The following is a 22,659-nucleotide window of genomic DNA, read 5'->3' as shown; positions in this document are numbered from 1 at the left end:
GATGCCTGTCGAGCCGCTCGCGGAAAGCGCATTCATCGCGGCCCTGCGCGGTCTTTCGGACCGGTACTGGGGCACGCACCCGTTCCACCGCCGGCTGCACGCGGGCGAGCTCGACGAGCACGAACTGCGGATCTGGGCGGCCAACCGCTGGTACTACCAGTGTCAGCTGCCACAGAAGGACGCGGCGATCATCAGCAACTGCCCGCTGCCGGAGATCCGGCGCCAGTGGCTCGACCGGATCGTCTACCACGACGGCCCGCACGCCGGCACCGGCGGCATCGAGCGGTGGCTGCGGCTGTGCGAGGCCGTCGGCCTGGACCGGGACGAAGTTCTCGACGAGCGGCACGTCGCTCCCGGCGTCCGGTTCGCCGTCGACGCCTACGTGAACTTCGCCCGGACGAAGCCGTGGTGGGAGGCCGTCGCTTCGGGGCTCACCGAGATGTTCGCCGGGCACCTGATGCAGCAGCGCGTCGCGGACATGCTCGCGCACTACCCGTGGATCGCGCGCGAGGACCTCGGCTACTTCACCAACCGCATCGACAAGGTCTCCGGCGAGGGCAAGGACACGCTCGACATCGTGGTCCGTCACTGCGTCACGCGCGAACAGCAGGACCGCGCGATCGCCGCGCTGTCGTTCAAGTGCGACGTCCTGTGGTCGATGCTCGACGCGATCGAGCGCGCATGATCGCCGTCGACTCCGTTCCCGCGCTGCGCCGCGGCGTGCGGCTGTCCTTCGACCACGTCCGGGAGACGCACGTGCTGCTGTTCCCCGAGGGGGTGCTGGTGCCGAACACCACCGCGGCCGCGGTGCTCGAACTCTGCGACGGCGCCCGGACCGTCACCGACATCACCGCGGTGCTGGGAAAGCGCTTCACCGGCGTCCGGGAGCAAGACGTCCTCGACGTGCTGACGCGGCTGGGCGAACGGCGGGTCGTCGCATGGACGTGAGCCCGCCGCTCGGCCTGCTGGCCGAGCTGACCCACCGCTGTCCGCTGCACTGTCCTTATTGCTCGAACCCGGTTTCGCTGGTCTCACGGGACGCTGAACTGTCCACGGCGGACTGGATCTCGGTGCTCTCGCAAGCACGCGAGCTGGGCGTGCTGCAGGTACACATGTCCGGCGGCGAGCCGCTGGCCCGGCCGGACCTGGCTTTGCTGGTGGCGCACGCGAGTTCGCTCGGGTGCTACGTCAACCTCGTCACCTCCGGGCTCGGCCTGACTTCCGCGCGGCTCGACGACCTGGTCTCGCGCGGGCTCGCGCACGTCCAGCTGTCGGCGCAGGGCGCGACGCGGGAGCGTTCCGATCTGCTGGCCGGCGCGCGAGCGTTCGACCACAAGCTCGCCGCGGCCGCGCTGGTGAAGTCGTCCGGGCTGCCGTTGTCCTTGAACGTGGTGCTGCACCGGCGCAACCACGACCAGCTGGCCGGGATCATCGAGCTGGCCGAGCGGATGGGCGCGGACCGCCTGGAGCTGGCGAACACCCAGTACTACGGCTGGGCGCTGCGCAACCGCGAGGCGCTGATGCCGACTCCCGCGCAGCTCGCCGCCGCGGAGCCGGTGGTACGCGCGGCGGTCGAGCGGTTGCGCGGCACGATGGAGATCGTCTACGTCGTCGCCGACTACTACGAGCCGTATCCGAAGCCGTGCATGTACGGCTGGGGTGCGCGGCAGCTGACGGTGGCGCCGGACGGGACCGTGCTGCCGTGCCCGGCGGCGTCGGCGATTTCGACGCTTTCGCTTTCCAATGTCCGCGACACACCCCTCGCCGAGATCTGGTACGACTCGGAGTCGTTCAATGCCTACCGCGGCGAGGACTGGATGAGCGAGCCGTGCCGGACGTGCGACCGTCGCGGGCTCGACTTCGGCGGCTGCCGCTGCCAGGCGTTCCTGCTCACCGGCGACGCCGCGGCGACCGACCCGGTGTGTTCGCGGTCGCCGCAGCGCGAGGTCGTGGATCTCATCTTGGCCCGGCCTCCGGAGCCCGACCTGGTCATGCGCCGATGAAGGTGATCCTGCTCGGCACCGCGGCGGGTGGCGGATGTCCACAGTGGAACTGCGCGTGCCGCCTGTGCACGGCCGGGTTGCCCCCGCGCACCCAGGACTGCGTCGCGGTCAGCGCGGACGGTGCCGGCTGGTACCTGCTCAACTGCTCGCCGGACATCCGGGCCCAGATCCTTTCCACTCCGGCGTTGCGCGCGGGGCCGGGTCCGCGCGAGATCCCGTTGCGCGGAGTGCTGCTGACCGACGCGGAACTGGACCACTCGCTGGGCCTGCTCATGCTGCGCGAGGCCGGCGGGCTCCCGGTGTTCGCGTCGGACGCGGTGCTGAGCGCGCTGTCGCCCTTCCGCGGGATCATCGACGGCTACGGCGGCTGGACGTCTCTTGCGGACCTTCCCGGACTGCGAGTCGACGTGCTCCCGGTGAGCGACAAGAAGCCGAAGTACGTTTCGTCCACCGGGGATGGTCCGTGGGTGGTCGCCTATCGGATCTCGGACCTTTCGACCGGCGGCGTGCTCGTGTACGCGCCGTGCCTGAAGAGCTGGCCGTCCGGCTTCGATTCCTTTGTGGATGGCGCTTCGCTGGTGCTGCTGGACGGAACCTTCTACGCGCCGGACGAGATGGCCGGCGTCGGCGGGCCGGACCAGCTCGCGATGGGGCACCTGCCGATCACCGCGAGCCTGGCCCGGATCGCCGGGCGCCCCGGACGCTGGGCGTTCACGCACCTCAACAACACGAACCCGGTGCTGGACCCGGCATCGGCCGAGCACACCGCCGTGCTGTCCGCCGGCGCGCTGCTCCCAGCGGACGGCACCACGTACGTGCTCTAGGCGATCCCCTCCGGCGTAGCGCCGGCCTCGATGTGCTTCGGCCGCCGCGCGAGCGTCCAGGCGACGGCGAGCTGGCTGGCACAGCAGACCCCCAAATAACTCTTTGACGGTCGTGGCAGACTGGCGCCATGCCCCACGACAACCTGCGCGTCCTGGCGCACCCGCTCCGCATGCGCATCCTGTCGCTCCTGACGGGCACGGCGATGAGCGCGGCCGAGGCAGCGCGCGAGCTGGGCGACACGCAGGCGAACATCAGCTACCACCTGCGCCGCCTGCACGAGGCGGGCCTGCTGGAGGTGGCGGAGGAGGTGACGATCCGCGGCGGGAAGGCCAAGAGGTACCGCCACGACCCGGACTCAGGCCGCCGCTTGACGACCCGCAACCCGGCAGAGGACCAGCTCCTGACGAAGGCGATCGCAGGCGAACTCCTGCGACGGGCCTCCCAGCGAGCCCCGGGCCGCCGCGCCTCGTTGACGGACGCGGAGCTGTGGGTGGACCCCTCGATCTGGGCGCGCCTGCTCGAGCAAGCATCGGAGCTGAGCCAGCAGCTACACGCGGCGGCCCAGCCACCCCGGACGCCGGGGACGGTCCGGGTCAGCGCGAGCGTGGCGCTGTTCGAACTGGCCGAGGCAGGGTCGAAGGAAGTTCGGTGACCGCGCCACTGGGGGCCGGTTCGCGCTCGCCTGGTTGCACGAGCTTGCCTCCGCTGCCCCGCCGACCTTGCCGGGCCGCCAGCTAGCCCCACGAGACCAACTCGGCACCCGAACCGCGCCTGACCGCTGCCGCACCGCCCACTTTTCCCGCCATCCCGTCACCCCGCCGGAGCTGCCATGTCCACCCCGCTCCTCGCCCCGCTTCGCGAACCTCGCTTTCGCGCCCTCGTCACCGGGCGGACCTTCGCCGATTTCGCCAACGCCGTTGCTCCCTTCGCGCTGGCCTTCGCGGTCGTCGATCTGACCGGGTCAGCCGTGGACCTCGGGATCGTCGTCGGGGCGCGGTCGATCGCCAATGTGCTGCTCATCCTGTTCGGCGGGATGCTCGCCGACCGGTTGCCGCGGTCGGTGATCCTGCAGGGCACCGAGACCGCCGCCGCGCTCACGCAGGCCGCCATCGCCGCGAGCGTCCTCTGCGGGTTCGCCTCCATCCCGCTGCTGGTCGGGCTCAGCCTCGTCAACGGCGCCGTCTCGGCCATCTCGCTGCCCGCGGCCGCGTCGCTCACGCCGTTGACCGTGCCCGCGCCGCTGCTCGCCCAGGCGAACGCGCTGGTCCGGCTGCTGTCCAACGCCGGCCGCATCGCCGGCGCCGGCCTCGCCGGGATCCTCGTCGCGTTCGCCGGCTCCGGGTGGGCGCTCGCCGGGAACGCCGTCCTGTTCCTCGCCGCCGCACTTTCCTACCGCCGGGTCCGCCTCCCGCGTGGCGAACGGATCCCCGGCAGCCGCCCCCTCAGTGAGCTCGCGGAAGGCTGGCGGGAGTTCCGCGCCCGGTCGTGGGTGTGGCTGGTGGTGTTGCAGTTCATGATCGTCAACGCGGTGAACGCGGGCGCGCTTCGGGTGATCGGCCCGCTGGTCGCCGACGACACGTTCGGCCGCACCGGCTGGGGCCTCGCGCTGGCGGTGCAGACCGCCGGGGCGCTGCTCGGCGGCTTCGTCGCCGCGCGGTGGCAGCCTCGGCGGATGCTTCTGATCGGCGTCGCGCTGGTCGTGGTCGACGCGCTGCCGATGCTCGCGCTCGGTCAGACGCCGTACCTGCTGCCGCTGCTGCTCACGATGTTCCTCGCGGGCGTCGCGATCGAACAGTTCGGGGTGGCGTGGGATGTCTCGCTGCAGGAGAACGTGCCGCCCGAGAAACTCGCCCGCGTCTACTCCTACGACATGCTCGGCTCGTTCATCGCGATGCCGCTCGGCCAGATCGCCGCCGGTCCGCTGGCCGAGCACGCCGGCCGTTCGGCGACGCTCTTCGGCGGCGCGGCCCTGGTCGTCGGCGCGACGGCGATCGTGCTGCTCAACCCGCAGGTGCGCGGGCTGGTCCGCCACGCGCCGGTCAGCCCGGGCGCACCAGGATGAGGTTCAGCAGGCTCGCGCTGAAGACGATGTCGTCCCCGCCGTCGACGAACTCGACGCGCGTGCGCACCAGCCCCCGGTCCGGCTTCGAGCGCGAGAGCCGCGCCTCGGTGACGGTGGCCCGCAGCCGCAGTACCGAGCCCGGCCGCACCGGCCGCGGCCACCGCAGCTCGTCGACGCCCGGACTGCCCAGGCTGGACACAGTGGACAGGTAGTGGTCGGCGTAGAGCCGCATCATCAGGCTCGCGGTGTGCCAGCCGCTGGCGATCAGCCCGCCGAAGGGCCCGTCCGCCGCGGCGGCGGCGTCGACGTGAAAGCTCTGCGGGTCGTAGCGGCGGGCGAAGTCGAGGATGTCGGCCTCGGTCACCTCGACGCTGCCGCAGTCGTAGGTCGTGCCCAGCACGTAGTCCTCGAAGTAGCGATCACTGGTCATGGGCGCAGGGTGCCACAGAAACCCTTCGATCCGGAGCGAATGGTTAGGCTGGCGGGATGGTCGCCGAACCCGACATCGCCGCGGTCGCCCAGGCGATCGGCGAACCGGCCCGAGCGGCGATGCTCCTGCAGCTGATGGACGGCGACGCGCATTCCGCCCGCGCGTTGGCGACGGTCGCCGGGGTCGCGCCCTCCACGGCGAGCACGCACTTGCGCCGCCTGTGCGACGCGGGCTTGGTGGTCGTGACCGACGCGGGCCGCCAACGGCTGCACCGCCTCGCAGGAGCCGAGGTGGCCCAGCTCGTGGAAGCGCTGGCGGCGCTCGCCCCGCCCCGGCTGCCCGCACGGCTCCAGCCCGATCCGCCGTCGGGACCCTTGCTGCGGGCCCGCGCGTGTTACGGGCACCTGGCCGGACAGCTCGGGATCGACCTGGCCGTGCTGCTGCGGAAGGACGACGTGGTCGACGAGCTGGCCCCGGGCGAGACCGGCGTGGTGCGCACCTTCGACCACCCGCTGCTGGCGGCGCTCGGGATCACCGAGCTGCGCGGTACCGGGCCGGCTGTGCGCGCGTGCCTCGACTGGTCGCACGGCACCGCTCACATCGCGGGCGTCCTGGGGACCACGTTGCTGACGGCGTTGCTCGACGAAGGCTGGGTACGCCGCCGCCCGGGCGGACGCGCGTTGCGGGTGACGGAAGCGGGACGGCGAAGGCTTGGCGAACACGGCATCGGCTGACCGCGCGCGTCAGCGTCCCGCACGCGGTTCCGGGGTCAGGTCGCGGTGGCCGTCGATGCGCCACCAGCTCTCCAGCGTCTCCCTCAACGCCTTCAGCAGCTCCCCGCCCATTTCCAGGGGGACCAGGGCGGCCTTGCCGTCGTCCACCCGGAGCGCCGCGGTCAGGCGGTCGCCCTGCTCGACCAAGCCCACCACCACCAGGGTCGGCTTTCCGGCGACGTCCACGGTCGGAATGGCGCGCTCGTACCGCCAGCCTTCAGCGTTCACCGGCGAACAGTGGCACAGCTTTCCCCGCCCCGGCCCGGGTTTCACCCTCACGTGTGGTCAGGCCGTCGCCCAGGGCCGCACTTCCTCCAGGAGCTTCGCCACCGCGAGCACGAGGTCGTCCGAGTGCCGCGGCCCGACGATCTGCAGGCCCACCGGCAGCCCCGCCGACGTGCGGCCAGCCGGCACGCTGATCGCCGGCTGCTGGGTCATGTTGAACGGGTAGGTGAACGGCGTCCACTCCGGCCACTCGCTCAGCCCGCTGCCCGGCGGCACGTCGTGCCCCGCCTCGAACGCGGCGATCGGGACGGTCGGGGTGATCAGCACGTCGTAGCGCGTGTGGAACTCGCCCATGAGGATGCCCAGCGCGGCCCGCTCGGCGGTCGCGTCGAGGTAGTCGCTCGCCGACCACGTCTTGCCCAGCTCCCAGACCTTGCGCAGGCCCGGGTCGGTCCGGTCCGCGGAACCCGGCGGGAACGAGTCGAGCAGCTTCGCCGCCCCCGACGACCACAGGATGTCGAACGCCGGCTTGGGATCGGCGAACCCCGGGTCGGTCTCCTCGATGTGCAGGCCCGCGTCACCGAGCGCGCGCACCGCCGCCGCGACGATCTCGGCGATCTCCGGGTCGACATCGACGTACCCGAGCGTCGGCGAGAACGCCGCGATCAGGCCGCGCACGTCCCGGCGGACGGCTTCGCGGAACGACGCCACCGGCGGCGCGAGCGCGGCCGGGTCGCGGTAATCGGGCATCGACAGGACGTCCAGCAGCAGCGCGGTGTCGTCCACCGACCGCGCCATCGGGCCGGCGTGCGAGAGCGGCCCGAACGGGCTCGCCGGGAACAGCGGGATCCGGCCGTGGGTCGGCTTGAGCCCGACGATCCCGCAGAACGACGCCGGGATCCGCACCGAGCCGCCGCCGTCCGTGCCGACGGACAGCTCGCCCATCCCCGCCGCGACGGCAGCGGCGCTGCCGCCACTCGACCCGCCCGCCGTCTTCGACGGGTCGGCCGGGTTCCGCGTGATGCCCTGCAGCGGGCTGTCGGTGACGCCCTTCCACGCGATCTCGGGCGTGGTCGTCTTGCCCAGCACCACCAGGCCGGCTTCGCGCATCCGCGCGGCGACCGGGCTGTCGACGTCCCACGGCTGGTCCGGGTCGATGCTCTTCGAGCCCCGGACGGTCGGCCAGCCCTGGGTGAGGAACATGTCCTTGATCGAGGATGGCACGCCGTCGAGCCACCCGATCGGGTTGCCGTCCCGCCAGCGGACCTCCGACGCCTTGGCCTGCTCCAGCGCCCGGTCGGCGTCGACGAGGCAGTACGCGTTGAACTCCCCGTCGCGGTCTTCGATGGCTTGCAGCGCGTTCTGCGTCGCCTCGATCGGTGAGAGCTCACCGGTCGCGTAGGCGGCGACGAGCTCGCTGGCGGTCAGCATCCTGTCGTTCATCCGGCTCCCTGGTTCCCCGACGGCACGTAGCCGAGCGACTTGTCGACGACATTGCGCAGCGGCTCCCCAGCCTGCCAGCGGCGGAAGTTCTCGGTGAACACCTCGACGAGCGTGTTCCGCCAGCCGATGAAGTCCCCGGACATGTGCGGCGAGACCAGCACGTGCGGCATGGTCCAGAGCGGGCTGTCGGGCGGCAGCGGCTCGGTGTCGAACACGTCGAGCGCGGCGCCGGCGATGGTCCGCTTCTCGAGCGCGTCGACCAGGTCGGACGTGACCACCAGCTCGCCCCGGCCCACGTTGACGAACCGGGCCGACGGCTTCATCGCGGCGAACGCGCGCGCGTCGAACATGCCCTTGGTGTGTTCGGTCAGCGGCGCGACGGCGACGACGTAGTCGGCGTGCGGCAGGAACTCGTCGAGCTGCGAAGACTCGTGCACGACGCCGAAGTCGGGGTCGCCCGTGCGCTCCCGGCGGCCGGCCCCGCTCACCCGCATCCCGGCCGCGCGCAGCAGCCGCGCGATGGCCCGGCCGATCGGCCCGGTGCCGACGACCACCACTTCGCGCCCGGCGATCCGTTCGCTCTCGCGGTGCAGCCAGCGGCCCTCGCGCTGCAGGTCGTGCGACCGCGCGAAGTCCTTCGCGAAGGCGAGGACGACGCCCAGCACGTACTCCGCGATGGCGTCGTCGAAGACGCCCCGCGAGTTGGTCAGGACGACGTCGCTCTCCACCAGCCCGGGGAACAGCACCGGGTCGACGCCCGCGCTCGCGATGTGCAGCCAGCGCAGGCGATCGGCCGCGTGCCAGGCGCCCGGCACGGCCGTGGAGAGGAAGTCGTAGACGAAGAGCCCGTCGGCTCCGGACAGGGCTTCGGGCAGGCCCGCCGCGTCCGTGTAACGGACGACCGCCCCGGATTCGACAGCACGCATGTCCGGTGGACGGTGCTCGCCGCAGAGCACGGCCAGGACGGGAGTTTCCCGGTTTTCCGAGGCGATCACGTTGACACGGTAAAAGCGGCTCGTATGATTGTCAACAATCCGAGGAACGACCCCCGGAGCACCGGACGTGTCATCAAGTTCAGACGTATTCCGGAGGCTGAGCCTTGGATTTCGACTTCCTGGCGTTCGACGGCCCGCTGGCGCAACGCGGCATCGGGGTGATCGCGCCCTTCGACCTCGCGCTGGAGCGCGAGCTCTGGCGCTGGGTGCCGATGGAGGTGTCCCTCCATCTCGCCCGGACGCCGTACGAGCCGGTGCCGGTCAGCATGGAGATGGCCCGCCTCGTCAGCGACAGCCACCACCTGGCCAGCGCGACCCGCGACGTGCTGCACGTCGAGCCCGAGGTCGTCGCCTACCTCTGCACGTCGGGCAGCTTCGTCAACGGCGTCGACTACGAGCGCTCGCTGACCAAGGCGATCTGCGACGCCGGCGCGCCGGACGCCGTCACCACCTCGGGTGCCCTGGCCGAAGTGCTGCACCAGCTCGACCTGCACCGCGTCTCGGTGCTCACGCCGTACGACGCCGACCTCACCCGCGCTTTGCACGACTTCCTCGGCGAGCTGAACGTCGAGACCGTCGCCAGCGACCACCTCGGGCTGGGCGGCGGCATCTGGAAGGTCAGCTACCGCACCATCGCCGAACGCATCCTCGCCGCCGACCACGGCGACGCCGAAGCTATCTTCGTCAGTTGCACCAACCTGCCGACCTACGACCTGATCGAGCCCCTGGAGGCCGCGCTCGGCAAGCCGGTGCTCACCGCCAACCAGCTGACCATGTGGGCATGCCTGCGCCGCATGCACCTCCCCATCGTCGGACCCGGGAAGTGGCTTCGTGACGTGTCGTGAAGGTTTTCCTTGACCATCCCTCTAGGATTGTCGACAATTTGCGTCTCTCCGGAGGTTTCGTGACCACCATCGGCTTCATCTACCCCGACCACGCGGCCGAAGACGACTACCCGCTGGCCGAGCAGCTGCTCGGCGGCGCGGCCGCCGACGAGGGCGACATCCGCCTCGCGGTCGAGCACATCTACGGCACCGACAAGCACGCGGTCGCCGAGCTGCTGGACCTCGGCAGCGAGACTCGTCTCGCCGACGGTGCCGCCCTGCTCAAGAAGCACGAGCCGGACGCCGTCATCTGGGCCTGCACCAGCGGCAGCTTCGTCTACGGCTGGGACGGCGCCCGCGACCAGGCCGACCGCCTCGCCACCGTCGCCGGGGTCCCGGCCTCTAGCACCTCCTTCGCGTTCGTGCACGCCGCGCGTGCCCTGGACGTCAAGCGTGTCGCCGTCGCCGCCAGCTACCCGGACGACATCGCGCAGCTGTTCGTCGACTTCCTCAAGGCCGGCGGCATCGAGGTCGTCGCGATGGCCAGCGCTGACATCATCACGGCCGCCGAGGTCGGCGCGATGACGTCGGAGGCCGTCGTCGAGCTCGCCGTGCGCAACGACCACCCGGACGCCGACGCTGTGCTCGTGCCGGACACCGCGATGCGGACGCTCCAGGAGATCAACATCGTCGAAGCCGCGCTGAAGAAGCCCGTGCTGACCGCCAACCAGGTGACCGTCTGGGAAGGCCTGCGCCTGACCGGGCGGCACCGGCTCGTCCGCTCCCTCGGCGCGTTGTTCCGGCAACTGCCGGACGGGAGCGCTTGACATGGCCCTGCCACCGGGCATGCTGCCCGAGATCGAACCGGTCAGCCGCGAGTCGACGGCTGCGGTGATCGCGCGTCAGCTGCGCGACGCGATCATGACCGGCGCCCTCCCGCCCGGGACCCAGCTCGGCGAGACCGAGCTGGCCTCCCGGTTCCAGGTGTCACGGGGGCCACTCCGGGAAGCCATGCAGCATCTCGTGTCGGAAGGGCTCCTGCGCAGCGAACGGCACCGCGGGCTGTTCGTGATCGACCTCGAGCCCGGCGACGTCTACGACATCTATGCAGCTCGCTCGGCGATCGAACGCGCCGCGATGATCCGCGCCGTGCGCGGCGGGGAACGCGACCGGATCGCCGACGTGCTCGAACGGACTGTCGCCGAGATGGCGACGGCCGCGAGCGAGGACGACCCGAGCGCGCTCTCCACCGCGGACCTCAGGTTCCACGAGGCCCTCATCAACGCCTCCGGCAGCAAACGGCTCGTCCGGATGGCCCGGACCCTGCTCATCGAGACGCGGATGTGCCTGACCGCGCTGCAGAGCACCTATCAGCGGGTCGAGGAACGCGTCGAGGAACACACGAAGCTCATCCAGGCCCTGCGCGACGGCGACGAGGAAACGGCGCTGGCGCTGCTCGACTCCCACATGGAGGACGCGGTGCAGCGGCTCGCGCCGGGGACGAGCCTCATCGAGGGGCACGCCCCGCCGGTGCCGGGCAACGGGTGAGCGAAGCGCCTGCAGCCGCGACCTGAAGGCCGGCACGCGTGATCGGAAGATCGGCGCGCGCCACCGCCGGGTCGGCACGTGCACCCGGACGACCGGCTCGGGTTCCGGCGGAGCCGGCAGGCGTACGTGGACGGCCCGGACCGGCACCGGGAAGCAGTTGGCCGGCGGAGAGCACCCGCAACTAAGCGCCATCGCGCACCCCCAGGACCGGCTGGCCGCCACGGCCGTCGCGGAAGTCCGGCGACCACGGGAAGCGGCCCCGCGAGTCCGCGTGGACCAGTTGCAGCGCACGGATTTCCGGGCCGTACAACGCCACCGCGAACACCAGGTGCGCCGACGGTTCCGCCAGCGGGACGACTTCGATCAGGGGGCCGCTCCGCAACGGAATGCGTTCTCCCGGTGAGGGCGGAGAAGCGTGTACTGCGTGCGAAGCCAGGTCGTTGAGCAGCTCCGCGGCCTTCAAGACCGGCAAGCCCGTCACGACCAGCTCGGGCAGGCCGTACCCGCTGAGGCCGATCGTGTAGGCCCACGGCGGGTACAGCTCGCTGGCTTCGATCCCTTGCACGAGCCAGCCCTGGTCGGCCACGCCATCGCGAAGCCGTTCCAGGTACCCGGTTCTGTCCGAGTCGTCGCACTGCCGGCACATCGGTGTCTCCTCCCCCTCGGTGGACTTGCGACCACCGTGCCGGAGGGCACCGACAAAAAATCAGCCCAGCGCTTCGGCCACTGCCGTGCCGAGCCGTTCTGTGGTATCCGTACCGCCGAGGTCCGGGGTGCGCACGCGGCCCTCGTCGAGCACCCGGTCCACCGCGGTCCGGATCGCTTGCGCGGCAACGGTTTCACCCAAGTGTTCGACCAGCATCGCGGCCGCCAGGATCTGCGCCACGGGGTTCGCGATCCCCTGCCCGGCGATGTCCGGAGCGCTCCCGTGGACCGCCTCGAACATCGACGGATATTCACCCGATGGGTTGATGTTGCCGGACGGCGCCATGCCGAGACCGCCGGTGATCGCGGCCGCGAGGTCGCTCAGGATGTCGCCGAAGAGGTTCGACCCCACGATGACGTCGAGCCGGTCCGGCGCCTGAACCATGCGCGCGGCCAAGGCATCCACATGCATCTGTTCACTGTGGACATCGGGATATTCGGCCGCGACCTCGGCGAAGATCTCGTCCCAGAAGGGCATCGAGTGGATGAGCCCGTTGGACTTCGTCGCCGAGCACACACGCGAAGACCGCGTCCGCGCCAGTTCGAAGGCGTACCGGATGATCCGTTCGACGCCGACGCGCGTGAACACCGATTCCTGTAGCACGAACTCGTCCGGACGCCCCGCGTTGTGCCGCCCGCCGATCGCCGAGTACTCCCCTTCGGAGTTCTCCCGGACGATGACCAGCTCCAGCTCCTCGGCCTTACGCCCGGCCAGCACGGAAGTCGTGCCCGGCAGCAGCCGCACCGGGCGCAGGTTGACGTACTGCTGGAACGCGCGCCGCAGCGGGATCAGCAGGCCCCACAGCGAAACGTGATCCGGGACGCCGGGGAAGCCGACCGCGCCGAGCAGGATGCCGTCGAACGCCGAGAGCTGCGCGACGCCGTCGTCCGGCATCATCGCCCCGGCCTGCGTGTACCGCTCGCAGCTCCAGTCGAACTCCGTCCACTCCAGCGAGAAGCCGAAAAGAGCGGAAGCCCGGTCGAGGACCTTGCGGGCCTCGACCGTGACGTCCACGCCGATCCCGTCGCCGGGGATGCTCGCGATGCGGTAGGAGCTCACAGGGCCACCGCGATGTACTTGGTCTCGAGGAACTCGTCGATGCCGACCGAGCCGCCCTCGCGGCCGAGCCCGGACTGCTTGATCCCGCCGAACGGCGCCGCCGGGTTCGACACGATGCCCTGGTTGAGCCCGATCATGCCGGCCTCCAGGGCTTCCGAAACCCGCAGCGCGCGCTTGAGGTCGCTGGTGAAGACGTAGGAGACCAGGCCGAACTCGGTGTCGTTCGCCTTCGCCACCGCCTCTTCCTCGGTGTCGAACGGCGTGATCGGGGCGACCGGCCCGAAGATCTCCTCGTGCGTCAGCCGCGCTTCCTGCGGAACGTCGGTGAGCACGGTGGCCTGGTAGAAGTGCCCCGGACCGTCGACACCCGAGCCGCCGGTGAGCACCTTCGCGCCGCGGTCGGTGGCGTCCTTGACCAGCTCCTTCACCTTGTCGACGGCCTTGTCGTCGATCAGCGGGCCGACCACGACGTCCTTCTCGGTCCCGCGACCCATCGGCAATGCCTGCATCCGCTCGGTCAGCCGCCGCGAGAACTCCTCGACGACCCCGCGCTGCACGTAGAACCGGTTGGCCGCGGTGCACGCCTCGCCGATGTTGCGCATCTTCGCCTGCATCGCGCCGTCGATGGCCGCGTCCATGTCGGCGTCGTCGAAGACCAGGAACGGTGCGTTCCCGCCGAGCTCCATCGACGTCCGGAGGACCTTGTCGGCGCACTGTTCCAGGAGCTTGCGGCCGACGCCGGTCGAACCGGTGAAGGAGAGCTTGCGGGCCCGGCCGTCGCGGATCAGCGGCTCCATCACGCCGCCGGAGTCGCTGGTCGTGAGGACGTTGAGCACGCCCTCGGGCAGCCCCGCCTCGGCGAGGATGCCGGCCAGCGCCAGCATCGACAGCGGCGTCTGCGCGGCGGGCTTGATCACCATCGTGCAGCCGGCGGCGACCGCCGGGCCGATCTTGCGGGTGCCCATTGCCATCGGGAAGTTCCACGGCGTGATCAGGATCGTCGGCCCGACCGGCTGCTTCGTGATGAGGAACCGGCCCGCGCCGTTGGGGGCGGTCGCGAAGCCGCCGTCGATCCGGACGGCCTCCTCGGCGAACCAGCGGAAGAACTCGGCGGCGTAGGCGATCTCACCCTTCGACTCGGCCAGCGGCTTGCCCATCTCGAGGGTCATGAGCAGGGCGAGCTCGTCCTGGCGCTTCATCAGCAGGTCATACGCGCGGCGCAGGATCTCGCCACGTTCGCGGGGTGCCACCTTCGCGAAGTCCGCCTGCGCGGCGACGGCGGCGTCCAGCGCGGTGACGCCGTCCGCCGGCGAGGCGTCGGCGACCTGGCACAGCTCCTTGCCGGTCGCCGGATCCAGGACCGGGAAGGTCTTCCCGGCCTCGGCGGTGACCCACTTGCCACCGATGAACAGTTCCTTGCCGACCGCGTCGACGACGCCGGACTCGGTGCTCGCGCTCATCCCGACTGCTCCTCACGTGTTGTCCCGAGGGCCATGCTATGGATATTGTCAACAATCGACAACCCGCTCAACCGACCAAGGAGCACGCTGCCATGGCCCAGCTATCTCCGCTGCTCAAGCAGGCAACGCCCGTCGTGGTCGACCACGGTGAAGGGGTTTACCTCTACGACGTCGACGGCAAACGCCACCTCGACTTCACCGCCGGCATCGGCGTCACGAGCACCGGGCACTGCCACCCGCACGTCGTGCGAGCAGCGCAGGAGCAGATCGGAAAGCTCGTCCACGGGCAGTACACGACCGTGATGCACCAGCCGCTGCTCGATCTGACGAAGCGCCTCGGCGACGTCCTGCCAAGCGGCCTCGACTCACTGTTCTTCTCGAACTCGGGCAGCGAAGCCGTCGAAGCGGCGCTGCGGCTCGCGCGGCAGGCGACGAAGCGCCCGAACGTCATCGTCATGCAGGGCGGCTTCCACGGCCGGACCGTCGCCGCGGCGAGCATGACGACGTCCGGGACGCGGTTCAGCGCCGGCATCGGCCCGCTGATGGCCGGCGTGCACGTCGCGCCGTTCCCGTACGCCTACCACTACGGCTGGGACGAGCAGACCGCGACGAAGTTCGCGCTGCGCGAGCTGGACTTCCTGTTCCAGACGGTCAGCGCCCCGAACGAGACCGCCGCGATCTTCGTCGAACCGGTGCTCGGCGAGGGCGGCTACGTCCCGGCGAACACCGAGTTCATGGCGGGACTGCGCGAGCGTGCGGACCGGCACGGGATCCTCTTGGTGATCGACGAGATCCAGACCGGCTTCGGCCGCACCGGCAAGTTCTGGGGACACGACCACTTCGACGTCTCCCCCGACATCGTGCTCATCGCGAAGGGCCTGGCCAGCGGCTTCCCGCTGTCGGGCATCGCCGCTTCGCAGGAGCTGATGGCGAAGGCGCTCCCGGGGTCGCAGGGTGGCACGTATGGCGGCAACGCCGTTTCGTGTGCCGCGGCGATCGCGACGCTCGAGGTCATCCAGCAGGAGAACCTGGTGGAGAACGCCGCCGAACGCGGGCGTCAGCTGCTCGAAGGCGCGCGCGTGATCGCGGACAAGACGCCGGCGATCGGCGAGGTGCGCGGGCTCGGGCTGCTGGTCGGCTCGGAGTTCACCACCGCCGACGGCGAGCCGGACGCCGCGACCGCCGCGGCCGCCCAGCAGGCGGCAGCGAAGAGCGGCCTGCTGCTGCTCACCTGCGGGCCGTACATGAACGTCGTCCGCATGGTGCCGCCGCTGGTCGTCAACGCCGAGCAGGTCGATGATGCGCTGCGCACCTGGGGCGAGGTCGTCGCGTCCGTCACGGGGAGCTGAGCATGGCCCGGTACATCACGATCACCCTCGACAAGCGCGGGATCTCCTGCCGGGCCCGGCTGCTCGACGACGAGGCACCGCGCACCTGCAAGGCGGTGTGGGACGCGTTGCCGCAGAGCGGTTCCGCCTACCACGCGAAGTACGCGCGCAACGAGGTCTACACGCTCGTGCCGCCCTTCGCGGAGCCGAAGCCCGGGCGGGAGAACCCGACGATCACGCCGATCCCCGGCGACGTCGTGTACTTCGGCTTCGAAGCCTGGGAGATCGGCAACCCCGCGTACGGGTACGACGACGACAGCGAGGCGCACAGCGACCAGGGCGCGACCGACCTCGCGATCTTCTACGGGCGCAACAACCTGCTGATCAACGGCGACGCGGGCTGGGTGCCCGGCAACGTGTTCGCCACGATCGAGAAGGGCCTGGCCGAGATGGCGGCGGCCGCGCAGGACCTCTGGTTGCGAGGTGTCGAGGGCGAGACGCTCTCGTTCGCGCGAGCCTGAATCCCTTACCCGGCAAGGGGACGCTGGGTGCGATCACCGCACCCGGCGTCCCCTTTTTCGCGTCTCCCGCCACCCGAAAGGGTGATCATCGCGAGTTCACTTTTCGTGGCCGGTGATCACCGGATCGAGCTATGCGACTGCCCAGAATGCCGGATCAAGGTCGAAATTACCGACAGTGAGATTCGCCCTGGCTGTTACCCACAGTGGTTGACCGCCGAAGCGGGCACCCCGGCGTCGAACACGAAGGGATTACGTGTTTAGCATGGGAAGATTCCGCGGCGCCACGATCTCCCGGAAATGACTTTTTGACAGTTCGCCAGCGCGGTGAAAACCTGCTTTCGCTCCCCACCAGGGAGCACTCCAGGGAAGTCAATGAGTTATTCATCAAGGAGTCATTCCATGCAGATGTTCGCCCAGCACGCCCACTACTGCCACGACATCATCACCGGCGCGCTGGCGCACCTGGCGCACGTTCTCGGCTGGCTAGTCTGATCCAGGCGAAACACCGGAGCCTGGCCGCGGGAAACCGCGGCCAGGCCGTTTCACCCCCAGTTCCCCCAGCCTCGCGAAATCGTCGTCGGAAATAGCGAGTCCGGCCGCGCCGCAGTTTTCTTCGAGGTGCGCTAGCGACGACGTGCCGGGAATCGGGATGACCGCCGGCGACCGGCGCAGCAACCAGGCGAGGGACACCTGGGCGGGTGTCGCGCCGAGGCCGGCCGCGACCTTTCCGAGCACCCCGCCCGCCTTCGCGTGGTCACCGCGTGCGATCGGGAGCCACGGGACGAACGCGATTCCCTCGCGCTCGCAGTAGTCGAGGACGTCGTCGGACGCGCGGTCGGTCAGGTTGTACCGGTTCTGCACGCTCGCGATGGGTGCGACGGCCCGCGCTTCGGCCAGCTGCGCGACGCTGACCTCGGACAACCCGATCCGCGCGACCTTGCCCTCCTCGCGCAGCCGGACGAGCGCGCCGACCTGGTCGGCGAGCGGCACCTGCGGGTCGAGCCGGTGCAGCTGCAGCAGGTCGAGACGTTCGACGCGCAGGCGCCGCAACGAGAGTTCCGCCTGCTGCCGGAGGTATTCAGGCCGGCCGAGCGGCACCCATTCGCCCCGGCTCGGGCGCGCGTGGCCGCACTTCGTCGCGATGAACAGCCCCTCGTACGGGTGCAACGCGTCGGCGAGCAGTTCTTCGTTCAACCCCAGGTCGTAGGCGTCGGCGGTGTCGAAGAACGTCACACCGAGCTCAGCCGCGCGGCGGGCGACCGCGGCGGCGCCGTCGCGGACGTGGTCCCACTCGGTGAGGCGCATCGCGCCGAACCCCAGCCGCCGCACGGAAACGCCGTCTTCGAAGGTGTACGTCGATGTCATACCGGGAAGCTTCACCCGGCGCGGAGTCACCCACCAGAGATTTAGTCTGAGCTAAATCCTGCTCTGTAATCGCCTGATCACCGGTTTCATCCGGATTTCATCGACCCTCCCTAACGTCCCGGGAGCAGTGATCGACTGACGGAGGGGACTGCGAAGTGAAAAATCTGAAACGGCTTTCGCTGATCGGCGCGACGGTGGCGGCGCTCGTCACCGGATTCGTCACCACACCGGCCGCGCACGCCGAAGGCGCGCACTACTACATCCTGATCGGCGGGACCTGCAACGGGAACGCCGACCAGTACCAGGAAGGGTGGCTGCGCGGCGGGATCCGCAAGGTCGTGAACTACCCGGCCGGCGCGTCCGGGCTCCCGGGCCCCTGCGGCCAGACGCCGATGGACCAGAGCGTCGCCATCGGCCGCGAAGAGGCGAAGCGCGTCGCGCAGGATTCGTTCAACGAAGACCCGGGCGGCGAGTTCACCGTCGTCGGGTACTCGCAGGGCGCGATCGTCGCGAACTTCCTGCTGAACGACATCGCGGACGGCGTCGTGAACGTCGACAGGAGTCACTTCAACGCGAAGCTGTACGCCGACCCGATGCAGCCGGTCGGGCCGCCGGGACGCGGGATCAGCGCGGTGATCCCGGCGGGTGCGGGCGCACCGTCGCCGTTCGGCGGGTACGTCTCGTTCGGCCCGGGCCGGACGGACTTCGGCGGCATCCCGTACATCCGCTACTGCATCCAGAGCGACGGGGTGTGCCACTTCGACACCCTCGAGGCGCCGGGCGGCTACTTCGCCCAGCACTGGTGCTACGTCGAACGCCCGATCATGGACAACACCCTGGCGGACGGCGTGTACACGAACTCGTCGATCGAGCTGCCGCGGCAGGACTGCCGGCCGCCGTGGCCGATCGGCTGACCTGCCGGGGGCGGGCGCTCCGGCGCCCGCCCTACAGCCGGCTGAAGTAGTCGGCCGCGAAGTCGGACAGCCATCCGATCCACCTGCACCTGGTCAGCTTCCGGGTGCTCTCCCGCGGCGGCGGCGAGCCGGGACCGTTCGACGGCGGGCTCAAGGACACGGTCGACCTGCGTCCCGGTGAAGCGGTGGAGGTGATCGCCCAGTTCGACGGCTATCGGGGCCGGTACATGTTCCACTGCCACAACGCGGAACACGAGGACATGGGCATGATGGCCACCTTCGAAACGACGTGACGCGCTAACGTGAAAATCCTTCATAGCGGCGTACCGGCGGTACGTACTACGCTGCGGTAACCACAGCAACGGCGCGGAGGAGAGACTGTCGATGGGCGACGTGGCAGCACAGCTGGCCGAGATCGTCGGGGACAAGAACCTGCTGACCGGCGACGCGATCTCCGAGGACTACGCGCACGACGAAGCACTGACGGCGGAGCCGCAGAAGCCCGCGTACGTCGCGAAGCCGGCAACCGCCGAAGAAGTCTCGGAGCTGTTGAAGGCGGCGACAGAACACAACGTGCCTGTGACGGCGCGAGGCTCCGGAAGCGGACTCTCCGGCGCCGCCCGGCCGCGCGAAGACGGGCTGCTGATCTCCTTCGAGCGGATGAACCAGGTCCTGGAAGTCGACACCGGCAACCACGTCGCCGTCGTCCAGCCCGGCGTCACGCTCGCCGAGCTCGACGCCAAGACCGCCGAAGCCGGACTCACCTACACCGTCTATCCCGGCGAACTGAGCGCGAGCGTCGGCGGGAACGTCGGGACCAACGCCGGCGGGATGCGGGCAGTCAAGTACGGCGTCACCCGCAACAACGTCCTCGGCCTGCAGGCCGTGCTGCCGACCGGCGAGATCCTCCGCACCGGCGGTAAGACGTCGAAGATCTCCACGGGCTACGACCTCACGCAGCTGATCATCGGCTCCGAAGGCACCCTCGCGCTGGCCACCGAGATCACCGTCAAGCTGCACCCGCGGCTCACCCACGGCGCCACGGTGCTCGCCCCGTTCGGCGACTTCGACCAGGTGATGGCCGCGGTGCCGGCGATCCTTTCCAGCGGGCTCGCGCCGCACATCCTCGAATACATCGACAACATGACGATGGCGGCCATCGTCTACAACGAGAAGCTCGAGCTCGGCGTCCCGGACAAGATCCGCGAGACGTGCGACGCGTACCTCGTGGTGGCGCTGGAAAACCGCGAGGGCGGACGTCTCGACGAGGACGTCGAAACCGTCGGTGAGCTGCTCAGCGAACTGGGCGCGGTCGACGTCTACGTCCTCGACGGCGGCGCCGCGCGCAAGCTCATCGAAGCCCGCGAGAAGGCCTTCTGGACCGCGAAGGCGGTCGGCGCCGACGACGTGATCGACGTCGTCGTGCCGCGCACCGCGATGCCGCAGTTCATCACCAAGGCGCGCGAGCTCGCGATGGCCGCGGGCGGCGGCGCGCTCGGCTGCGGGCACGCCGGCGACGGCAACGTCCACCTCGGGATCTTCTGCAAGGACGCGGACAAGCGGAAGCAGCTGCTCACCGACATCTTCGCCTTCGCGATGGAACTCGGCGGCGCGATCTCCGGCGAGCACGGCCTCGGCCGCACCAAGGCGCACTACCACCAGGAACTCGAAGACCCGGCGAAGATCGAGCTGATGCGCCGGATCAAGCAGAGCTTCGACCCCGCCGGGATCCTCAACCCCGGCGTTCTCTTCCCCGAAGGAACCGCATGAGTGAGCTGAACGGCGCCCAGTCCCTGATCCGCACGCTGGTCGACGCCGACGTCGAGGTGTGCTTCGCCAACCCCGGCACGTCGGAGATGCACTTCGTCGCCGCGCTCGACACCGTCCCGGAGATGCGGGGCGTGCTCGCGCTGTTCGAGGGCGTCGTCACCGGTGCCGCCGACGGGTACGCGCGGATCGCCGGCAAGCCCGCCGCGACGCTGCTGCACCTCGGCCCCGGCCTGGGCAACGGGCTGGCGAACCTGCACAACGCACGGCGCGCGCACACGCCGATCGTCAACGTCGTCGGCGACCACGCGACCTACCACAAGCAGTACGACGCGCCGCTGGAGTCGGACATCGAGGCCATCGCGGGCTCGCTGGAAGGCTGGGTGCGCCGCTCGGAGCACACCAAGGATGTCGGGGCGGACGCCGCCGCCGCGGTCGCCGCCGCGCAGGACGCGCCCGGCCGCGTCGCGACGCTGATCCTGCCCGCCGACGCTTCGTGGGGCGAAGGCGGCGAGACGTGCGCACCGGTCCCGCCGCGCGTGCCGCAGGCCGTCGACGCGACCACCGTTAAGCACGTCGCCGATGTGTTCGGCGCCGGCGAGTCGGTGGCGCTGCTCATCGGCGGCAGCGCGTGCCGTGAGGAAGGTCTGCGCGCGGCGAGCCGGATCGGCGCTGCGACCGGCGCGAAGGTTTTCGTCGAGACGTTCCCGTCCCGTCTCGAGCGCGGTGCGGGCCTGCCGACGATCGAACGGCTCGGGTACCTCGCCGAGCAGGTCACCTACCAGCTCGACGGGGTCAAGCACCTCGTCATCGCGGGTACGAAGGCGCCGGTGTCGTTCTTCGCGTACCCGGGCAAGCCGAGCGACCTGGTGCCGGAAGGCGCGCAGGTGCACAACCTCGCGGCAGTCGGCCAGGATGTCACGCGCGCGCTGAACGAGCTCGCCGACCTCGTCGCCGCGGACACCGAACCCGTGCTGGCGCAGGCGGCCCGGCCCGCGCTGCCCAGCGGTCCGCTGACCCCGCAGAACTGGGTCGACGTCATCGGCGCGCTGCTGCCGGAGAACGCGATCATCGCCGACGAGGCCAACACGTCCGGCCTACTGCTGCCGACGGCGACGGCCGGCGCGCCGCGCCACGACGTCCTGACGCTGACCGGCGGCGCGATCGGCTACGGCATGCCGGTGGCGACCGGCGCAGCAGTGGCGGCGGGACGGGACCGTCCCGTCCTGAACCTGCAATCGGACGGCAGCGCGTTGTACACGATCTCGGCGCTCTGGACGCAGGCGCGGGAGAACCTGAACGTCACGACGGTGCTGCTCAACAACCGCGCGTACGCGATCCTGCGGATGGAGCTGCAGCGCGTCGGCGCGGCGTCGGGCGGCCCGAAGGCGAACGACCTGCTGGACCTCTCGCGGCCGGACATGGACTTCGTGAAGATCGCGGAAGGCATGGGCGTGCCGGCGACGCGCGCGACGACCGCCGAAGAGCTCGCCGAGCAGCTTCAGCGGGCTTTCGCGGAACCGGGTCCGCACCTCATCGACGCCGTGGTGCCGCCGCTGCTCTGATCCGGCTATCCTCGCCGTCACACCTGAGCCCCGGGAGCGGCGGATGAGCGAAGACGAACACGCGAGGCGGGGCATCGACCTCGACAGACCGAACGCGGCGCGCGTGTACGACTACATGATCGGCGGCAAGCTCAACTACGCCGTCGACCGGATGTTCGCCGACCAGATCCTGGGCGTGCTGCCGAACGCGCGGCACATGGCGGTGGTCAACCGGGCGTGGCTGCGCCGCGCGGCGCGGTTCGCGGCGGAGCAGGGCGTCCGGCAGTTCCTCGACATCGGCTCGGGGATGCCGACGGTCGGGCACGTGCACGAGGTCGTCCAGGCGATCGACCCGGACTCCCAGGTCGTGTACGTCGACAACGAGCCGATCGCGGTCGCGCACAGCGAGATCGTGCTGGAGGACAACGACAACGCGGCGATGGTCCACGTCGACGCCGAGAACCCGGACGACGTGCTGGAGCACCCGACCGTCGAGGCGATGATCGACTTCGACAAGCCGGTGATGGTGATCATGGCGGCGTTCGTGCACTTCATCCCGGACTCGCGGGACCCGGCCGGGCTGATCGGCGCCTACCGCGACGTCCTCGCGCCGGGCAGCTACCTCGCGCTGTCGTCGGGCACGTGGCAGGGGCAAGGTGAGGAGTCCCAGCGCTCGGTTTCGCTGTACGAGAAGAGCGGGACACCCCTGACGCTGCGGTCGCCCGACGAGCTGCGGGCGCTGGTGAAGGGCTTCGAGATCCTCCCGCCGGGAGTGGTGTTCACGCCCGAGTGGCGGCCGGACGGGCCGCTCGAGGACCCGCCGGAGCAGTCGGGCGGGCTGGCGCTCGTAGCCCGCAAGGACTGACG

General features: G+C 70.3%; 24 protein-coding genes and 1 pseudogene. 17 read left to right on the top strand and 8 right to left on the bottom strand.

Annotated elements, in window-relative coordinates; all coding sequences use genetic code 11:
- Nucleotide 1 precedes the first annotated feature (1 nt).
- From pqqC to AB0C38_RS32875, 6 genes are all read left to right on the top strand, one after another.
- Nucleotides 2-685 carry a pyrroloquinoline-quinone synthase PqqC gene (gene pqqC / locus AB0C38_RS32900; protein ID WP_360681050.1) on the top strand — a complete coding sequence of 228 codons (684 nt, stop codon included), beginning with the start codon at nt 2-4 and terminating at the stop codon, nt 683-685.
- Nucleotides 682-948 (top strand): pyrroloquinoline quinone biosynthesis peptide chaperone PqqD, encoded by a 267-nt coding sequence (pqqD, locus tag AB0C38_RS32895; protein ID WP_360681048.1) that lies wholly within the window; start codon nt 682-684, stop codon nt 946-948. The genes pqqC and pqqD overlap by 4 nt, the downstream gene beginning before the upstream one ends.
- Nucleotides 939-2,003 (top strand): pyrroloquinoline quinone biosynthesis protein PqqE, encoded by a 1,065-nt coding sequence (gene pqqE, locus AB0C38_RS32890; protein ID WP_360681046.1) that lies wholly within the window; start codon nt 939-941, stop codon nt 2,001-2,003. The genes pqqD and pqqE overlap by 10 nt, the downstream gene beginning before the upstream one ends.
- Nucleotides 2,000-2,827, top strand: a complete 828-nt coding sequence (gene pqqB / locus AB0C38_RS32885) for a pyrroloquinoline quinone biosynthesis protein PqqB (RefSeq protein ID WP_360681044.1) — start codon at nt 2,000-2,002, stop codon at nt 2,825-2,827. The genes pqqE and pqqB overlap by 4 nt, the downstream gene beginning before the upstream one ends.
- Nucleotides 2,828-2,955: 128 nt before the next feature.
- Nucleotides 2,956-3,480 (top strand): helix-turn-helix domain-containing protein, encoded by a 525-nt coding sequence (locus tag AB0C38_RS32880; RefSeq protein WP_360681042.1) that lies wholly within the window; start codon nt 2,956-2,958, stop codon nt 3,478-3,480.
- A 177-nt stretch (nt 3,481-3,657) separates the two neighbouring features.
- Nucleotides 3,658-4,890 carry an MFS transporter gene (locus AB0C38_RS32875; RefSeq protein ID WP_360681040.1) on the top strand — a complete coding sequence of 411 codons (1,233 nt, stop codon included), beginning with the start codon at nt 3,658-3,660 and terminating at the stop codon, nt 4,888-4,890.
- On the opposite strand, the gene AB0C38_RS32870 is transcribed toward AB0C38_RS32875, so the two are convergent.
- Nucleotides 4,868-5,320 (bottom strand): MaoC family dehydratase, encoded by a 453-nt coding sequence (locus AB0C38_RS32870; protein ID WP_360681038.1) that lies wholly within the window; start codon nt 5,318-5,320, stop codon nt 4,868-4,870. The two genes, AB0C38_RS32875 and AB0C38_RS32870, sit on opposite strands and share 23 nt — an antisense overlap.
- Before the next feature lie 56 nt (nt 5,321-5,376).
- On the opposite strand from AB0C38_RS32870, the gene AB0C38_RS32865 reads away from it, so the two are divergent.
- Nucleotides 5,377-6,054, top strand: a complete 678-nt coding sequence (locus AB0C38_RS32865; protein WP_360681036.1) for a helix-turn-helix transcriptional regulator — start codon at nt 5,377-5,379, stop codon at nt 6,052-6,054.
- A gap of 9 nt (nt 6,055-6,063) precedes the next feature.
- Here AB0C38_RS32865 and AB0C38_RS32860 read toward each other — a convergent pair whose 3' ends face one another.
- The 3 genes from AB0C38_RS32860 to AB0C38_RS32850 are packed head-to-tail and all read right to left on the bottom strand — an operon-like array spanning nt 6,064 to nt 8,756.
- Nucleotides 6,064-6,321, bottom strand: coding sequence for a hypothetical protein (locus tag AB0C38_RS32860; protein ID WP_360681034.1), 258 nt, complete (start codon nt 6,319-6,321; stop codon nt 6,064-6,066).
- Between the two features lie 57 nt (nt 6,322-6,378).
- Nucleotides 6,379-7,761, bottom strand: coding sequence for an amidase (locus AB0C38_RS32855; protein ID WP_360681033.1), 1,383 nt, complete (start codon nt 7,759-7,761; stop codon nt 6,379-6,381).
- Nucleotides 7,758-8,756: a D-2-hydroxyacid dehydrogenase gene (locus tag AB0C38_RS32850; RefSeq protein WP_360681031.1), complete on the bottom strand. Its 999-nt coding sequence runs from the start codon at nt 8,754-8,756 to the stop codon at nt 7,758-7,760. Before AB0C38_RS32850 ends, AB0C38_RS32855 begins: the two co-directional genes overlap by 4 nt.
- Nucleotides 8,757-8,860: 104 nt before the next feature.
- Between AB0C38_RS32850 and AB0C38_RS32845 the strand changes: the two genes are divergently transcribed.
- The 3 genes from AB0C38_RS32845 to AB0C38_RS32835 are packed head-to-tail and all read left to right on the top strand — an operon-like array spanning nt 8,861 to nt 11,128.
- Nucleotides 8,861-9,601 carry an Asp/Glu/hydantoin racemase gene (locus AB0C38_RS32845; protein ID WP_360681029.1) on the top strand — a complete coding sequence of 247 codons (741 nt, stop codon included), beginning with the start codon at nt 8,861-8,863 and terminating at the stop codon, nt 9,599-9,601.
- Between the two features lie 59 nt (nt 9,602-9,660).
- A complete protein-coding gene (locus tag AB0C38_RS32840) occupies nt 9,661-10,407 on the top strand; it encodes a maleate cis-trans isomerase (RefSeq protein ID WP_360681028.1) in 747 nt (248 codons plus the stop codon).
- Between the two features lies 1 nt (nt 10,408).
- Nucleotides 10,409-11,128, top strand: coding sequence for a GntR family transcriptional regulator (locus AB0C38_RS32835; protein ID WP_360681026.1), 720 nt, complete (start codon nt 10,409-10,411; stop codon nt 11,126-11,128).
- 181 nt (nt 11,129-11,309) lie between these two features.
- On the opposite strand, the gene AB0C38_RS32830 is transcribed toward AB0C38_RS32835, so the two are convergent.
- The 3 genes from AB0C38_RS32830 to AB0C38_RS32820 are packed head-to-tail and all read right to left on the bottom strand — an operon-like array spanning nt 11,310 to nt 14,353.
- A complete protein-coding gene (locus AB0C38_RS32830; protein WP_360681024.1) occupies nt 11,310-11,774 on the bottom strand; it encodes a DUF4262 domain-containing protein in 465 nt (154 codons plus the stop codon).
- Between the two features lie 60 nt (nt 11,775-11,834).
- Nucleotides 11,835-12,893: a tartrate dehydrogenase gene (locus tag AB0C38_RS32825; RefSeq protein WP_360681022.1), complete on the bottom strand. Its 1,059-nt coding sequence runs from the start codon at nt 12,891-12,893 to the stop codon at nt 11,835-11,837.
- Nucleotides 12,890-14,353, bottom strand: a complete 1,464-nt coding sequence (locus AB0C38_RS32820) for an NAD-dependent succinate-semialdehyde dehydrogenase (protein WP_360681020.1) — start codon at nt 14,351-14,353, stop codon at nt 12,890-12,892. Before AB0C38_RS32820 ends, AB0C38_RS32825 begins: the two co-directional genes overlap by 4 nt.
- Nucleotides 14,354-14,445: 92 nt before the next feature.
- On the opposite strand from AB0C38_RS32820, the gene AB0C38_RS32815 reads away from it, so the two are divergent.
- Both AB0C38_RS32815 and AB0C38_RS32810 read left to right on the top strand, forming a co-directional pair.
- On the top strand, nt 14,446-15,702 hold the full coding sequence (locus tag AB0C38_RS32815; protein WP_360681018.1) for an aminotransferase class III-fold pyridoxal phosphate-dependent enzyme: 1,257 nt from the start codon (nt 14,446-14,448) through the stop codon (nt 15,700-15,702).
- A 2-nt stretch (nt 15,703-15,704) separates the two neighbouring features.
- Nucleotides 15,705-16,202, top strand: coding sequence for a DUF3830 family protein (locus AB0C38_RS32810; protein WP_360681016.1), 498 nt, complete (start codon nt 15,705-15,707; stop codon nt 16,200-16,202).
- Between the two features lie 483 nt (nt 16,203-16,685).
- On the opposite strand, the gene AB0C38_RS32805 is transcribed toward AB0C38_RS32810, so the two are convergent.
- Nucleotides 16,686-17,567: an aldo/keto reductase gene (locus AB0C38_RS32805; protein ID WP_360681014.1), complete on the bottom strand. Its 882-nt coding sequence runs from the start codon at nt 17,565-17,567 to the stop codon at nt 16,686-16,688.
- Between the two features lie 155 nt (nt 17,568-17,722).
- On the opposite strand from AB0C38_RS32805, the gene AB0C38_RS32800 reads away from it, so the two are divergent.
- The 5 genes and pseudogenes from AB0C38_RS32800 to AB0C38_RS32780 all read left to right on the top strand — a co-directional run bounded on the left by AB0C38_RS32800 (nt 17,723) and on the right by AB0C38_RS32780 (nt 22,657).
- Entirely contained in the window at nt 17,723-18,481 is a 759-nt protein-coding gene (locus AB0C38_RS32800; protein WP_360681012.1) for a PE-PPE domain-containing protein, read from the top strand.
- Between the two features lie 71 nt (nt 18,482-18,552).
- Nucleotides 18,553-18,774: pseudogene (locus tag AB0C38_RS32795) on the top strand (multicopper oxidase domain-containing protein); the annotation flags it as partial.
- 91 nt (nt 18,775-18,865) lie between these two features.
- Nucleotides 18,866-20,251, top strand: a complete 1,386-nt coding sequence (locus AB0C38_RS32790) for an FAD-binding oxidoreductase (RefSeq protein WP_360681011.1) — start codon at nt 18,866-18,868, stop codon at nt 20,249-20,251.
- On the top strand, nt 20,248-21,813 hold the full coding sequence (locus AB0C38_RS32785) for an acetolactate synthase large subunit (protein WP_360681009.1): 1,566 nt from the start codon (nt 20,248-20,250) through the stop codon (nt 21,811-21,813). Before AB0C38_RS32790 ends, AB0C38_RS32785 begins: the two co-directional genes overlap by 4 nt.
- 43 nt (nt 21,814-21,856) lie before the next feature.
- A complete protein-coding gene (locus AB0C38_RS32780) occupies nt 21,857-22,657 on the top strand; it encodes an SAM-dependent methyltransferase (protein ID WP_360681007.1) in 801 nt (266 codons plus the stop codon).
- Nucleotides 22,658-22,659 lie beyond the last annotated feature (2 nt).

This window comes from Amycolatopsis sp. NPDC048633 (assembly GCF_040650695.1).
Classification (GTDB): Bacteria; Actinomycetota; Actinomycetes; order Mycobacteriales; family Pseudonocardiaceae; genus Amycolatopsis.
This window is presented reverse-complemented; position numbering and strand designations above follow the sequence as displayed.

What these genes read in the sequence shown, in the direction of transcription:
- pqqC (WP_360681050.1), top strand. Translation starts at nt 2, where the DNA reads ATGCCTGTCGAGCCGCTCGCGGAAAGCGCATTCATCGCGGCCCTGCGC.
- pqqD (WP_360681048.1), top strand. Translation starts at nt 682, where the DNA reads ATGATCGCCGTCGACTCCGTTCCCGCGCTGCGCCGCGGCGTGCGGCTG.
- pqqE (WP_360681046.1), top strand. Translation starts at nt 939, where the DNA reads ATGGACGTGAGCCCGCCGCTCGGCCTGCTGGCCGAGCTGACCCACCGC.
- pqqB (WP_360681044.1), top strand. Translation starts at nt 2,000, where the DNA reads ATGAAGGTGATCCTGCTCGGCACCGCGGCGGGTGGCGGATGTCCACAG.
- AB0C38_RS32880 (WP_360681042.1), top strand. Translation starts at nt 2,956, where the DNA reads ATGCCCCACGACAACCTGCGCGTCCTGGCGCACCCGCTCCGCATGCGC.
- AB0C38_RS32875 (WP_360681040.1), top strand. Translation starts at nt 3,658, where the DNA reads ATGTCCACCCCGCTCCTCGCCCCGCTTCGCGAACCTCGCTTTCGCGCC.
- AB0C38_RS32870 (WP_360681038.1), bottom strand. Translation starts at nt 5,320, where the DNA reads ATGACCAGTGATCGCTACTTCGAGGACTACGTGCTGGGCACGACCTAC.
- AB0C38_RS32865 (WP_360681036.1), top strand. Translation starts at nt 5,377, where the DNA reads ATGGTCGCCGAACCCGACATCGCCGCGGTCGCCCAGGCGATCGGCGAA.
- AB0C38_RS32855 (WP_360681033.1), bottom strand. Translation starts at nt 7,761, where the DNA reads ATGAACGACAGGATGCTGACCGCCAGCGAGCTCGTCGCCGCCTACGCG.
- AB0C38_RS32835 (WP_360681026.1), top strand. Translation starts at nt 10,409, where the DNA reads ATGGCCCTGCCACCGGGCATGCTGCCCGAGATCGAACCGGTCAGCCGC.
- AB0C38_RS32830 (WP_360681024.1), bottom strand. Translation starts at nt 11,774, where the DNA reads ATGTGCCGGCAGTGCGACGACTCGGACAGAACCGGGTACCTGGAACGG.
- AB0C38_RS32820 (WP_360681020.1), bottom strand. Translation starts at nt 14,353, where the DNA reads ATGAGCGCGAGCACCGAGTCCGGCGTCGTCGACGCGGTCGGCAAGGAA.
- AB0C38_RS32815 (WP_360681018.1), top strand. Translation starts at nt 14,446, where the DNA reads ATGGCCCAGCTATCTCCGCTGCTCAAGCAGGCAACGCCCGTCGTGGTC.
- AB0C38_RS32810 (WP_360681016.1), top strand. Translation starts at nt 15,705, where the DNA reads ATGGCCCGGTACATCACGATCACCCTCGACAAGCGCGGGATCTCCTGC.
- AB0C38_RS32805 (WP_360681014.1), bottom strand. Translation starts at nt 17,567, where the DNA reads ATGACATCGACGTACACCTTCGAAGACGGCGTTTCCGTGCGGCGGCTG.
- AB0C38_RS32790 (WP_360681011.1), top strand. Translation starts at nt 18,866, where the DNA reads ATGGGCGACGTGGCAGCACAGCTGGCCGAGATCGTCGGGGACAAGAAC.
- AB0C38_RS32785 (WP_360681009.1), top strand. Translation starts at nt 20,248, where the DNA reads ATGAGTGAGCTGAACGGCGCCCAGTCCCTGATCCGCACGCTGGTCGAC.
- AB0C38_RS32780 (WP_360681007.1), top strand. Translation starts at nt 21,857, where the DNA reads ATGAGCGAAGACGAACACGCGAGGCGGGGCATCGACCTCGACAGACCG.